Raw genomic sequence first — 14,088 nt, forward strand, 5'->3', positions numbered from 1 at the left:
TTACGCGGCCTCCATGCCGGTGGCGGCCGCCTGGCCGATGATGCGGTTGTCGAGAAGTTTGGTTGCTCCGAAGCGAACATAGAGAAGCACGAGTGCCGGTCCGTCGATCGTATCAATCCGCTCCAGTGTGTGTGGGTTGCGGATCGCGACAACTTCGGGATTGGCCAGAGGTTCGCGGCGCAAGTAGTCGGTTATCTTTGCTTCGAGCACCGAGGCGTCGCGGATGCCGGTCAGAAGGAGCCGCTCGGCCTCGGCAAGGGCCTTCGGCACCACTACGGCTGCTGCGCGTTCCTGCGCCGAAAGATAAACGTTGCGGGACGAGCAGGCGAGACCGTCGGGTTCGCGCACGGTCGCGACCGGGACGATCCTGACGGGCTGGGCGAGATCCTCTACCATTTTCTGGATGATTGTGACCTGCTGATAGTCCTTTTCGCCGAAATAGGCGGCATCGGGCTGGACGATGTTGAACAGTTTCGTCACCACGGTGGCGACGCCGGCAAAGTGGCCGGGGCGGGCTTCGCCTTCGAGTTCCGAGCCGAGTTTCGGCAGGTCTACGACGGTCTGCATCGGTTCCGGATACATGTCAGCGACCGTTGGAGCGAAGAGAATGTCAACGTTGGCCTCTGCGAGCAAGGCCCTGTCGCGTTCCAGGTCGCGCGGATATTTCTCCAGATCCTCGTTCTGGCCGAACTGCAACGGATTGACGAAGATCGAGACCACCGTCACGTCGTTTTCAGACTTCGAATTCCCGACCAGAGTCAGATGGCCCTGATGCAGGTAGCCCATGGTCGGTACGAAGCCGATCGTCTGGCCGGCGCGGCGGTGCGGCTTCAGCCTTTCCCGCAATTCGGCGATCGTGGTGATGACGTCCATATGCGGCGTCCTCCCTCTTAAGTCTTCGGCTGGGCTCTAACGCGTGGCGCAAAAAAAGGCAATCGCACAGATCCTTTGCGCTTCCGGCTACAATCTCAGATGTCGCTGCTCTGGATGATCTCGACGCCCGCCGCGTGCATGGCGGAGAGAGCATCGTCAACACCCTTTGGATCGATGCCACGGCAGCCATCCGCAATCAGGCGGATCTTCACGCCTGGCAGCATGTCGACTGCATCAAGCGCCGAGAATTGGACGCAGTAGTCTGTGGCGAGCCCCATGATGTCGAGTTCCGTGACGTTTCGGTCGCGCAGATACGCTGCAAGGCCGGTCAGGGCGGATCGGTCGTTGTCGCGGAAGGCGGAGTAGCTGTCGACGGCCGGGTTCTCTCCCTTGCGCTGGACGTATTCGATGGCGCTTACGTTCAGCTCTGGATGAAATTCGGCGTCAGGTGTGCCCTGCACGCAGTGGTCCGGCCACATCACCTGAGGTTGGCCGGAAAGCTCGCCCATATCGAAGGGTGCCTTGCCCGGATGCTGAGATGCAAAGCTGCCGTGATTGGCCGGATGCCAGTCCTGCGAAGCGACGACAAGATCATAGTGGCCACTGTTCATCAGGCTGTTGGCGATCGGCACGATGTCCGCTCCCTCTGCGACCGGCAGGTTTCCACCCGGGCAGAAACCGTTCTGAATATCGATCAGCAGCAAGGCCTTGGTCATGTCGCGCTCCATCTGTGTGCGGTGCAAGATGGCAAGTGCCGCTCTTCCAATCAAGGCCGGCATCCTGATTTCTTGCTGCCAAAACGTGGCCTGTCCTGAGGTTGGCCAAAAAGGAACAATTGCGGATTTGCCACGTTTGGCACACGTCGCCATCGCTTAACGGGGGATGGTCTTATTTCGATATATGATTGGACTTGAACATGCTCCTGACCCTTACTGCGGTCGTCTTCGGCTTGCTGGGCCTTGTGCTCGGCGGCGGCGGCGCACAATTGCTGCTGCTTGGTGGCAGCGCCTATTACTTCATTGCCGGTATGGTGTTTCTGGCCACTGCATTGCTTCTGTACAGGCGGCGCGCTGAAGCGCTGTGGCTCTACGGCGCCTTCATCGTTGGCAGCCTCATCTGGGCTGTTTACGAGGTTGGTTTTGACTGGTGGCAGCTTGGACCGCGCGGTGGCCTGGTCGTTGTCCTTGGTCTCTGGTTGATGCTGCCGCCACTGCGCCGAGGTTTGCACCCCGATCGGCAGACTGGTCGCTGGAACGTCGGATTTTTAGCGCTCGGCCTGCCTGTGTTGCTGTCGGTGGTGGTCGCGGGCATTTCACTGCTGAGCGACCCCTATGATCGTCAAGGCCAGCTTCCAACCGATCAGGTCGTGGCCGCGCCCAATCTCGGCAATGACATTCCCGATGGGGACTGGCATCAGTATGGCCGCACGCAGTTCGGTCAGCGCTATTCGCCTCTGACGCAGATCAATACGGAGAACGTCAAGGATCTCAAGGTCGCCTGGACCTATCAGACCGGCGACGTCAAGCTGCCGCAGGATGTGGGCGAGACGACCTATCAGGTGACGCCGCTCAAGGTTGGCAATACCCTCTATCTTTGCACGCCGCACAATTGGGCGATCGCCATCAATGCGGAAACTGGCAAGGAGATCTGGAAATACGATCCCAATGCCGGACTAAACCCGGATCGTCAGCACCAGACCTGCCGGGGCGTGACCTACTATGCTGATCCAACGGCAACACCCGGTGCCGCCTGCGCCAGCCGTGTCTACCTGCCGACGTCAGATGCGCGACTGATCGCACTTGATGCGACGAATGGGACCGTGTGCGAAAGTTTCGCCGACAAGGGCATGCTGCAGCTCGAAGCAAACATGCCTTTCAATCCTGCAGGCTATTATTATTCGACGTCGCCACCGGTCATCGTCGGCAACAAGATCATCGTCGGTGGCGCCGTCAACGACAACTACTCAATCCAGTCTCCCTCGGGCGTCATTCGCGCCTTCGATGTCAACACTGGCGAGCTTTTGTGGAACTGGGACAGCGGCAATCCTGAGCGGACCGAACCGCTGGCGCCAGGCGAAACCTATACGGCGAACTCGCCGAACAGCTGGTCGGTCTTTTCGGTCGATGAAGAACTCGGGCTTGTCTACATCCCGCTTGGCAATCGCACGCCCGACCAACTTGGCATGGGACGGACCGAGGCGGTGGAGCGGCATTCCTCGTCGATCGTGGCCCTCGACGTGAATACGGGTCGGGATCGCTGGGTGCGCCAGACCGTCCACCACGATCTCTGGGATATGGATGTACCCGCACAGCCAGTCCTTCTGGACATCACCAATGCTGAAGGTCAAGTGGTTCCCGCTCTCGTCGGGCCGACGAAGCAGGGGGATATCTATGTGCTTGACCGACGCAGCGGCGAGCCGATCATTCCTGTTACCGAACTACCGGCACCTGGCGGCGCCATCGCGGATGATTTTGCCGCCCCGACCCAGCCGATCTCCGGTTTGACCTTCCGCCCGCCAACGCTCGAAGAGCGCAACATGTGGGGCCTTAGCATCGTCGACCAGATGATGTGCCGCATTGCCTTCCGGCAACTGCGTTACGAGGGTCAGTATACGCCGCCATCGCTTGAGGGCACGCTCGTCTATCCCGGTAATTTCGGCACCTTCAACTGGGGCTCGGTTGCGGTGGATCCTGAGCGTCAGGTGATGTTTGGCATGCCGACCTATCTCGCTTTCACGTCCAAGCTGGTTCCGCGTGCGGACATTCCGCCAAAGGTGGAAGGGGCAACGGGTTCGGAGCAGGGGCTCAATCGCAACGAGGGTGCATCCTATGGTGTTGTCATGGGGCCGTTCCTGTCGCCGCTCGGCATTCCCTGCCAGGCGCCGCCATGGGGCACTGTTGCAGGTGCTGACCTTCGTACCGGCAAGATCGCCTATCAGCATCGCAATGGCACGGTTTACGACATGACGCCGCTGCCGCTGCCCTTCAAGGTCGGGGTACCCGGGATCGGCGGCCCCATGATCACCAAGGGGGGCGTGGCGTTCCTCGGTGCAGCAGTTGACGACTATCTGCGCGCCTACGATCTGACGACTGGCGACCAGTTGTGGGAAGCCCGGTTGCCCGCCGGCGGTCAGGCAACGCCGATGACCTATGCGCTCGATAACGGCAAGCAGTATGTCGTCATGGTCGCGGGCGGTCATGGCTCCGTTGGCACCAAGCCAGGAGACTATGTGATCGCTTATACGCTGGCTGATTAAGCCTTCAAAACCTGACTTTCGACACGCCCGGCCATGCCGGGCGTGTCTGTATTCGGAACACCTCCAAAGGATTGGGTTCGCCTCGAAACGGAACGTTAACCATCTGATTCTAAACCCATGCTGTTACCTGAGGATGTTTTGCATGGGTGTATCCGCCATGACTGGCCAGACTGTTTCGACCATCGCCTTCTTTCCACTCGCGAGCCGTCGGGACCTGGTCCGGCGTTCGGCCGTCGAACTCGACAAGCTGAATGGCCATGCAGCCGAACAATTCTGGAAGGCGACCTGCCGCGGGCTCGGTCAGGAACTGCTGGCTCTCGGCTGCCCGGACGACGAAATGCGCGCCGAGGTTATGGACTTTCAGGCAGCAGTTCAGATCGAGCTGATGTGGCTGCACCGGGATGAAGCCGCGCAAGGCTGATATTCTCTCTTCGTCGCCAAGTATGAGCCCCCTTCGACGCGTCGAGGGGGCTTTCGTTTGAATCTTGTGTGCAGTTGCTGTTGGCAACCCGGTGTCGCGCTTGCGCCACGCGGGCGACCTCCTTTATTGGGGCCAGACGGAAACCTCACAGACAGCGAACCCGCATTTGGCCAAGCTCCATTTCATCTATGCCACCATGAATGCTGGCAAATCGACGCTTCTTCTTCAGGCGGCCTACAACTATAAGGAGCGCGGCATGCGGGTCGCGACCTTCATCAGCGCAATCGATAATCGCGTCGGTAAAGGCTGGATCGGATCCCGCATCGGGTTGAAGGCCGAAGCCGATGCCTTCGGGCCTGAAGACGACCTGTTCGCTGCCGTAAAGGCCGATCACATGGCATCGCCTTTGTCCTGCGTCTTTGTTGATGAAGCGCAGTTCCTGACAGCGGATCAGGTCTGGCAATTGGCGCAGATCGTTGATGCGTTGGACATTCCGGTCATGGCCTATGGATTGCGCACCGATTTTCGCGGTGAACTCTTTCCCGGTTCCCAGGGGCTGCTGGCCATCGCTGACGAATTGACCGAAGCGCGGTCCATCTGCCATTGCGGACGAAAGGCGACCATGGTCGTGCGCATGGGGGAGGACGGCAAGGCGCTCAAGGATGGCGCCCAGGTGATGATTGGTGGCAACGAGACCTATATGTCGCTCTGCCGCCGCCACTGGCAGGCGGCGTTTGCGGCCGAGGAAGTGCTGAAGAGCGCTTGAAGCGCTCCTCAGCCTGCGTGCATGTCGTCTCAGACCGGTGCGACGAACCCGTCCAGAACCCGCTTCTGGCCGGCGCGATCAAAATCGATCGTCAGCTTGTTGCCTTCGATCGATGCGATGTTTCCGTTGCCGAATTTTATGTGGAAGACACGGTCGCCGACTGAATAGCGTGACGGCTCGGATGTGGTCGACTTCGCCACCAGTTCGCCATCGATGGTTTTTGCCCGTGGTCCGCTTTCGCCATAGCCGATGCGCTCGACGGCGTGACCGGAACGGCTCCCCCAATTATCGCGAGTGGCGTCGGTCTTGTTGGCTTGAGCTCGCTTCCAGCCCGGCGTGGAATAGCTGTTCTGGAACGGTTCCTGCTTGTCGAAGCGCGACTGGCCATAGGGGTTTCGGCCATAGCCGCCATAGCTGGTCTCGGTTTCGGCTACCTCGACATGGGCGGGCGGCAATTCGTCGAGGAAGCGCGACGGCATGGTTGACTGCCACAGGCCGTGGATGCGGCGGTTCGAGACAAACCAGATATGGCAGCGGCGCTTGGCGCGGGTGATGCCGACATAGGCGAGGCGGCGTTCCTCTTCGAGGCCAGACCGGCCGCCTTCGTCGAGCGCGCGCTGATGCGGAAACAGGCCTTCTTCCCAACCGGGTAGGAAAACTGTTTCGAATTCCAGACCCTTGGCGGAATGCAGTGTCATGATCGAGACGGCGTCGAGGTTCTCGTTGGTCTCGGCATCCATCACGAGCGAGACGTGTTCGAGGAAGCCGCGCAGGCTTTCGAAGGCTTCCATCGAGCGGATGAGTTCCTTCAGGTTCTCAAGCCGCCCCGGCGCTTCTGCGGATTTGTCATTCTGCCACATCGCGGTGTAGCCGCTCTCATCGAGAATCTGCTCGGCAAGTTCGGTATGCGGTGTGTTCTCCAGCAGGGATTGCCAGCGACGGAAATCGGTGACGACATCGAAAAGCGCCTTGCGGGCTTTCGGCTTCAATTCGTCGGTCTCGATGATGTCGCCCGCTGCCGCGAGCATCGGGATGTCGCGCGCCCGGGCATAGTCGTGCAGATTGCGGATCGTCGTGTCGCCGAGGCCGCGCTTCGGCGTGTTGACGATGCGCTCGAAAGCGAGGTCGTCGGCTGGCTGACAGACGAGCCGGAAATAAGCCATGGCGTCGCGGATTTCGAGCCGCTCATAGAAGCGCGGGCCGCCGATGACGCGGTAGTTCAGGCCAAGCGTGACAAAGCGATCTTCGAACTCGCGCATCTGGAAGGAGGCGCGCACAAGGATCGCCATGTTGTTTAGCGGATGCTGGTTGCGCTGCAGCTGCTCGATTTCCTCGCCGACGGCACGGGCTTCCTCTTCCGAATCCCAAGCGGCGTGAACCACGACCTTCTCGTCATTCGGGTCGACACGGTCGGTGAAAAGCGTTTTGCCGAGGCGGCCTTCATTATGGGCAATCAGATGGCCGGCAGCGCCGAGGATATGTTCGGTCGAGCGATAATTGCGCTCGAGTTTGATGACCCTTGCGCCGGGGAAGTCCTTGTCGAAACGCAGGATGTTGTCGACTTCCGCGCCACGCCAGCCATAGATCGACTGGTCGTCGTCGCCGACGCAGCAGACATTCTGTGCGACGCCCGGCGGACGCTGGGCAAGCAGCCGCAGCCACATGTACTGAGCGGTGTTGGTGTCCTGATACTCGTCGACCAGGATGTATTTGAACCGCTGGTGATATTCCTTCAGGAGATCCGGATTGGCCTTGAACATGCGGATCGGATGCAGAAGAAGGTCACCGAAATCACAGGCATTCAGCGTCTTCAATCGGTTCTGGTAAGCGGCATAGAGTTCGCGTCCCTTGCCGTTTGCGAAGGCACGGGCATCACCCTCGGGGATTTGCGCCGGGTCCAGGCCCTTGTTCTTCCACCCGTCGATCATGCCGGCGAACTGCTTGGCCGGCCAGCGCTTGTCGTCGATGCCTTCGGCCTGGATCAACTGTTTGATCAGCCGGACAACGTCATCCGTATCGAGAATCGTAAAATCCGACGACAGGCCGACCAGTTCTGCATGGCGGCGCAGCAGCTTGACGCCGATCGAGTGGAATGTGCCGAGCCAGGGCATGCCCTCCACCTGTCCGCCGACGAGGAGGCCAATGCGCTCCTTCATCTCGCGTGCCGCCTTGTTGGTGAAGGTGACGGCGAGGATCTGACTCGGGAAGGCGCTGTTGGTTGCCAAAATATGCGCGATGCGGGTGGTGAGAACGCGTGTCTTGCCTGTGCCGGCGCCTGCCAGCACGAGGACGGGACCGTCGACGGTCTCCACGGCCTCACGTTGCTCGGGGTTCAGGCCGGACAGATAGTCGGGTGCGCGTGCCTGATCGCGAGCCGCCATGGCGCGCGCCGCAATTCCAAGACCACCCCCTGCTGCCGGTGGGGCAGGCGCAGGTTCGATGCTCTTCTTGCGTGGTGCCGGCTCTTCGTCGAAGAAGGGAATGTCGTCAAAACCGTTACTCATGCGGCCCAATGTAGTGATTCGGGTCGGAAAGGCCAGTGCGGGCGTTCTGGTTTTATTCCCGTCCACTGCTGATGTGCCATTTTTCTCGCGACCTTGCTGGCCGCATGCTATCGTTTGCCGTCTCCCACTTGCGACCTTGGGAAGGTATGAGGCTGTTGATCACGGCGGCGTGAAATCGCGTGATATTACAAATCAGTAAGCTTGCATTCCATACATTGCCTTTGAGGTGCAACGCACAATACTTGTCTCCAAACGTTTTATGACCGACCGGAGCCCAGCATGCCCTTCTGGAAGCAACTTGCCACGACCTGTCTTCTTCTGCTGGTTGCCCTTGCCGGATGGATCTGGCTTTCCCCCGAAGCGGCCCGGACGCTTGTTCAGATGGGCGCGCCGGAGCGTGTCGTGTCGATGCTGTCTGGTCCGTTGAATGCCGAGGGCAGTGATGCGCAGCCCAAGCGTGGGGCTGGTGCCCCTGCAGGTGCCCAGGGTGATGGACAGGGCCAGGCCCGCGGTGCTGGGCAAGGGGCAGGTCAAGGAGCAGGCCAAGGTGGAGGGCAGCGGCGCGGCAATCAGTCGATCCTGATTGCTGCCGAACGTGTTTCCATGGGGGTGGTCAATGACCGACTGAGTGCGATCGGTGACGGTGTGGCGATGGCCGCCGTGACGGTCATGCCGCAGGCTTCGGGCACCATTTCGGAGATTTTGGTCGGTTCCGGCAAGCGGGTGGCAAAGGGCGACGTGATCGCCCGACTGGACAGTGAAGAGCAGGTGATCTTGCGTGATCAGGCGGCCGTTGCCCTGCGCAGCGCCACGGAACGCGCGGAATCCTATCGCAACCTGCGGAGCTTTTCGCGCCTTGAGGTGCTGGACGCCGAGATTGCCGAGGAGCAAGCGCAACTGCAGCTGACCACGGCCGAGTTGAACCTCAAGCGTCGTCAGATTGCAGCGCCGATCGACGGTGTCATCGGGATTGTCGCGGTCAATGTCGGTGACAATGTTACCACTTCAACCTCCATCGTATCCCTAGATGACCGCTCGCAGTTGCTCGTCGATTTCTGGGCGCCGGAACGGTTCGCCACGGCACTGCGACCGGGTCTCCAGGTGGAGGCCACGTCGGTTTCGCGTCCCGGGCAGGTGTTCTCCGGTGCAATTGACGCCGTCGACAGCCGTGTCGATCCGGCAAGCCGCACCATGCGCGTCAGGGCACGGATCGACAACGCCGATGACATGTTGCGGGCCGGCATGTCGTTTGGTGTCAGCATGCGCTTCGAGGGGGATCGCTACCCGTCCGTTAATCCTCTGGCTGTGCAGTGGGACGGTGAGGGCGCCTTCGTCTGGCAGGTCGTCGAGGAAAAGTCGGTGAAGACGCGCGTTCGGATTATCCAGCGCAATTCAGACCAGGTTCTTGTCGATGCGCCGCTGAAAGAAGGCGATCTGGTGGCGGTGGAAGGCCTGCAGCGCGTGCGCGAAAACGGCCCAGTCAACGTCGCCAATGCTGAAGAGCTGAAATCTACTGCGGAGGTTGCCGTCCGATGAGCACGAGCGAATTGCCCCCGTCTGACGGATCGCGCAGTTTTACTGCGACCTTCATTCGCCGGCCGGTGCTGGCGGCGGTGCTCAACACGCTTCTGGTCGTTGCCGGTCTGGCGGCGCTTGCCGGCGTCGAAGTCCGCGAATTGCCGGATGTCGACCAGCCGGTGATTTCGGTCAGTGTCGATTATGACGGCGCCTCGGCCCAAACCATGGACCAGGAGGTGACAACCGTCATCGAAGGTGCACTCGCCCGTGTCAGCGGGTTGAAGTCGATGTCGTCGCGTTCGCAGTTCGGCTCAAGTCGGACCACGCTCGAATTCAACGACAGTGTCGATCTCGCCGTTGCTGCAAACGATGTGCGCGATGCGCTTGGCAGGGTAACCAACAGCTTGCCTGACGATGCCGAGGAACCGCGCATTGTGAAGGCCGACTCCGATGCGCAGCCGATCATGCGTCTGTCGGTGACCTCCTCGTCGCTGAGCATGGAAGACCTGACTGATTTTGTCGACAACGAGATTGCAGACCGCTTTGCTGCCGTCGAGGGGGTGGCAGACGTCCAGATCTACGGCGACCAGGAGAAGGTCTTCCGCATCGACGTCAATCAGGCGGCGCTTGCAAGCCGCGGCTTGAATGTCGCGGACCTCTCCGATGCTTTGCAATCTGCATCGCTCGATGTGCCGGCTGGCTCCCTCGAATCGATGACGCAGGACATTGTGGTGCGTGCCACCGCAAGCCTTTCCACGATCGAGGATTTCGAAAACGTACTGATCGGCGATCGCGTGCGTTTGCGCGACGTTGCCACGATCACACTTGGCCCGGACGATGGGTCGACGTCGCTTCGGTCCAACTCCGTTCAGGGTGTTGGCCTCGGCATTTTGCGCCAGGCGCAGTCAAACACGCTCAGCATCTCTGCGGGTGTGACCGCCGCCGTCGAGGAGTTAAAAGGCGTGCTGCCCGAGGGCACCCGCATCGTCATCAGCAGCGATGATGCCGTGTTTATCCAAGGGGCACTGCACGAAGTCGAACTTGCGCTTTTGCTGTCGGCTGCCATCGTCGTCGTGGTTCTCTATCTTTTCCTGCGCGATTGGCGCGCCACGCTGATCCCGGCCCTTACCATGCCTGTTGCGCTGATCGGTACATTGGCGGCGATCCATGTCGCCGGCTTCTCGATCAATATCCTGACATTGCTGGCGATCGTTTTGGCGACGGGCCTCGTCGTCGACGATGCGATTGTCGTTCTGGAAAACATTGTGCGAAGACGGGCTGAAGGCATGGGACCACGGGCAGCGGCCGTGATTGGCACGCAGGAAGTGTTCTTCGCCGTCTTGGCCACGACCGCGACCCTTGCGGCTGTCTTCGTGCCTTTGTCTTTCCTGCCCGGTCAGCTGGGCGGCCTCTTTCGAGAATTCGGCTTCGTGCTGGCGCTGGCCGTGCTTCTGTCATCCGTTACGGCGCTCACGCTCTGCCCAATGATGGCGTCTCGCATGCTCACTCGTGCCCATGCGCCAAAGCCGGGTTTGTTGACGCGCTTTGGTGATGGTTTCGCCAACCTGTATCGCCGGACGCTTGGCGCCTGCCTGCGCAATCCGCTGATCGTTGTGGTGGTGGCCGCGATATTTTCTGCCGCCGCTTTCATGACGTTCCAGACCATTCCGAACGAGCTGACGCCGCGCGAAGACCGGTCCATGGTGACCATGCGCCTCTCGACGCCGCAGGGGTCCAGCCTTGCTTACACCCGTGACCAGTTGCAGAGGGTTGAGGAAAACCTGCAGCCGCTGGTGGAGGCCGGCGAAATCGCCAACGTATTCTCGATTTCGGGGCAGGGGGCGACCAACAGTGCTCTCCTCATTCTGACGCTCGCTCCATGGGAAGACCGCGAGCGTTCGCAGGATCAGATCGTTCAGGACGTCAATGCCGCCGCCGCCAGCGTGCCGGCGCTCCGCGGCAATGCGATCCAGGCAAACAGCTTGCGCATTCGCGGTGGCGGCAACGGGCTGCAGATGGCGATGGTTGGCAGCAGTCATGAGCGCCTGACCGAAGCTGCGATCAAGGTTGTCGAAGCCATGCGCGACAATCCGACGTTCGACACGCCGCGGCTCGATAACGAACCGAACCAGGCGCAGATCTCGGTGACCATCGATCGTGAGCGCGCCTCTGATCTTGGCGTGGACATTGATGCAATCGGAACTTCGCTCCAAGCGCTTCTCGAAGGCCGCTCGGTCACTGATGTCTTCGTCGACGGCAAATCAATCCCCGTTCGGCTCGTCTCCAGCACCCAGCCAATCAATGATCCGACTGATCTTGAAAACATCTTCCTGACAACTTCTGACGGGCGGGTGGTGCCGATGTCGACCATCGCCAAGCTTGAGGAGCGGGCGGTCGCCCCCCAGCTCTCCCGCGAACAGCAGTTGGCTGCAGTGTCGTTTTCCGCCGGTTTGCCGGAAGGCGTCTCACTTGGGCAGGCTGTTGAGGCACTGGAGCAGATTGCCGAACCTCTTCTGCCGCCAGGCTCCCGTTTGATGCCACTGTCCGAGGCGGCAACGCTGCAGGAGAATGCCTCTGGCATGGCGCTGACTTTCGGCTTCGCCATTGCCATCATTTTCCTCGTGCTGGCCGCGCAATTTGAAAGCGTGATCTCTGCACTGATCATCATGGCCACGGTGCCGCTTGGTCTCGCCTGTGCTGTCTTTGCATTGCTTGTCACGGGCTCGAGCCTCAACGTCTACAGCCAGATCGGTCTCGTGCTCCTGGTCGGCGTCATGGCGAAGAACGGGATCCTGATCGTCGAATTCGCCAATCAGCTGCGTGATCGCGGGGCAGGGGTGCGTGAAGCAATCGAAAGCGCCTGCGCGATCCGCCTGCGACCGGTAATGATGACGATGATCGCCACTGTGCTGGGCGGTTTCCCGTTGGTGCTGGCGCAGGGCGCTGGTGCCGAGGCGCGTATCGCGCTTGGATGGGTTATCGTCGGCGGCCTGGGCCTCGCGACGGTCGTGACGTTGTTCATTACTCCTGTGGCCTATCTGCTTCTGGCGCGGTTTTCGAAGCCGCATGCGGATGAGGAAGCGAAGTTCCATTCCGAGCTGCAGGATGCGACCTTGCTTGGGGCGAACGATCCCGGTCTGCCGGCGCGCGCGGCGGCCGAGTGATAGCTGCCGTCCTATCGGTTGGATGCGGGTGGACGAATCGGTATGCCTATCCCATAGCTTGGCGCATGCCCGAGCGGGCAGCTGCCAAGCATGAATGTGGGAGTATCGAATCATGGCCCGAAAGGACGTGATCCAGGGACCGCGCAATGAAGAAGGGATCGCCGCCGTTCTGGACGCGCTGGCTTCCTTGTTCGGTTCGCGATTTCAGGCAGGCCAGTCGTTTCGCGAGCAGCATAGCCACACCACGACCTATCTCTCGTCCCAGTTGCCGGACGGCGTTGTCTTCGTTGAAAGCACCGAAGACGTTCAGGCGGTCGTCCGGCTTTGCGCCAAACATCGCGTGCCGATCGTCGCCTTCGGCACAGGCACGTCGCTGGAAGGGCAGGTCAATGCACCCTCCGGCGGGATTTCGGTTGATTTCAGCCGCATGAACGCGATCCTGAGTGTCAATCCGGAAGATCTCGATTGTACCGTCGAACCCGGCGTGACGCGCGAGCAGCTCAACACCTACCTGCGCGATACCGGATTGTTCTTTCCGATTGATCCGGGTGCCAATGCCTCGCTTGGCGGGATGACGGCCACGCGGGCCTCCGGCACCAATGCCGTGCGGTATGGCACGATGAAGGACAATGTTCTGGCGCTCACAGTCGTCACGGCCAATGGTGAGGAAATCCGCACCGCGCACCGGGCGCGCAAATCCTCGGCCGGGTATGATCTCACCCGCCTTTTCGTTGGCTCTGAAGGCACGCTTGGTCTGATCACCTCGATTACGCTCAGGCTGCAGGGCATCCCGGAAAAAATCAGCGGTGGCGTCTGCGCCTTTCCCTCGCTCGAGGACGCCTGCAATGCCGTGATCATGACCATCCAACTCGGCATTCCCGTCGCAAGGATTGAGTTGCTCGACGAAATGCAGATGCGGGCCTGCAATGCCTATTCCAATCTAAGCTACCCCGAACAACCGACCTTGTTCCTCGAATTTCACGGGACGGAGGAGACGGTAGCGCTGCAATCCCAGCAGTTTGCCGCAATCGCGGCGGATTTTGGGTGCAAAGCGTTTCATTACACGACCAATGCCGAGGAACGGGCGCAACTCTGGAAGGCAAGGCACAACGCCTATTGGGCGAGCCGTGCACTTCAGCCGGCTCTGGCCGCGCTGTCGACGGATGTCTGCGTGCCGATTTCGCGGCTGGCCGAGTGCGTGGCAGAAACACAGGCCGACATTCGTGCCGAAGGACTGCTCGCGCCGATCGTGGGTCATGCGGGCGATGGCAATTTCCATGTATTGCTGCTGTTCGATGACAAGGATGCGGCAGATGTTGAGAGAGCGGAGGCGTTTATCGGAAGACTGAATGCGAGAGCTTTGGCGATGGACGGGACCTGTACCGGCGAACATGGCATCGGTCAGGGGAAGATGAGCTATTTGGCCGAGGAACTCGGATCTGCCTTGCCGGTCATGCGCTCGGTTAAAAAGGCGCTCGATCCGGACTCAATTTTCAATCCGGGAAAAATCTTTCACACCTGACTGCGAAAGTTCGCAGGTTGCCCGGCAGGTGAATTTCGTTACCCTGCGCGGGACAGACAAGGGA

General features: G+C 60.5%; 9 protein-coding genes. 6 read left to right on the top strand and 3 right to left on the bottom strand.

Translation table 11 applies throughout. The annotated features are described in order from the left end of the window. Together panC and pncA are read right to left on the bottom strand one after the other, a co-directional pair. On the bottom strand, positions 1 to 873 hold the full coding sequence (gene panC / locus ACSV9I_RS01410; protein ID WP_438326668.1) for a pantoate--beta-alanine ligase: 873 nt from the start codon (positions 871 to 873) through the stop codon (positions 1 to 3). Between the two features lie 95 nt (positions 874 to 968). Next, the gene (gene pncA, locus ACSV9I_RS01415; protein ID WP_438326670.1) at positions 969 to 1,589 is read right to left on the bottom strand and encodes a bifunctional nicotinamidase/pyrazinamidase; all 621 of its coding nucleotides are present in this window, start codon (positions 1,587 to 1,589) and stop codon (positions 969 to 971) included. Between the two features lie 200 nt (positions 1,590 to 1,789). Between pncA and ACSV9I_RS01420 the strand changes: the two genes are divergently transcribed. The 3 genes from ACSV9I_RS01420 to ACSV9I_RS01430 all read left to right on the top strand — a co-directional run bounded on the left by ACSV9I_RS01420 (position 1,790) and on the right by ACSV9I_RS01430 (position 5,316). Further along, positions 1,790 to 4,129, top strand: a complete 2,340-nt coding sequence (locus tag ACSV9I_RS01420) for a glucose/quinate/shikimate family membrane-bound PQQ-dependent dehydrogenase (RefSeq protein ID WP_438326671.1) — start codon at positions 1,790 to 1,792, stop codon at positions 4,127 to 4,129. Between the two features lie 142 nt (positions 4,130 to 4,271). Further along, a complete protein-coding gene (locus tag ACSV9I_RS01425; RefSeq protein ID WP_054159471.1) occupies positions 4,272 to 4,550 on the top strand; it encodes a DUF6074 family protein in 279 nt (92 codons plus the stop codon). Positions 4,551 to 4,716: 166 nt separating this feature from the next. Next, on the top strand, positions 4,717 to 5,316 hold the full coding sequence (locus tag ACSV9I_RS01430; RefSeq protein ID WP_054159470.1) for a thymidine kinase: 600 nt from the start codon (positions 4,717 to 4,719) through the stop codon (positions 5,314 to 5,316). 29 nt (positions 5,317 to 5,345) lie between these two features. On the opposite strand, the gene ACSV9I_RS01435 is transcribed toward ACSV9I_RS01430, so the two are convergent. Beyond that, positions 5,346 to 7,820: an ATP-dependent helicase gene (locus ACSV9I_RS01435; RefSeq protein WP_438326673.1), complete on the bottom strand. Its 2,475-nt coding sequence runs from the start codon at positions 7,818 to 7,820 to the stop codon at positions 5,346 to 5,348. 279 nt (positions 7,821 to 8,099) lie between these two features. Between ACSV9I_RS01435 and ACSV9I_RS01440 the strand changes: the two genes are divergently transcribed. The 3 genes from ACSV9I_RS01440 (at position 8,100) to ACSV9I_RS01450 (ending at position 14,024) form a co-directional block, all read left to right on the top strand. Continuing rightward, complete coding sequence (locus ACSV9I_RS01440) at positions 8,100 to 9,356, top strand: efflux RND transporter periplasmic adaptor subunit (protein WP_438326674.1); 1,257 nt, start codon at positions 8,100 to 8,102, stop codon at positions 9,354 to 9,356. After that, the gene (locus ACSV9I_RS01445; protein ID WP_438326675.1) at positions 9,353 to 12,502 is read left to right on the top strand and encodes an efflux RND transporter permease subunit; all 3,150 of its coding nucleotides are present in this window, start codon (positions 9,353 to 9,355) and stop codon (positions 12,500 to 12,502) included. Before ACSV9I_RS01440 ends, ACSV9I_RS01445 begins: the two co-directional genes overlap by 4 nt. 112 nt (positions 12,503 to 12,614) lie before the next feature. Next, complete coding sequence (locus tag ACSV9I_RS01450; RefSeq protein ID WP_438326677.1) at positions 12,615 to 14,024, top strand: FAD-binding oxidoreductase; 1,410 nt, start codon at positions 12,615 to 12,617, stop codon at positions 14,022 to 14,024. Positions 14,025 to 14,088 lie beyond the last annotated feature (64 nt).

The sequence above is a fragment of the Rhizobium sp. G187 genome (genome assembly GCF_051549525.1).
In the GTDB taxonomy this organism is placed as follows: Bacteria; Pseudomonadota; Alphaproteobacteria; order Rhizobiales; family Rhizobiaceae; genus Allorhizobium.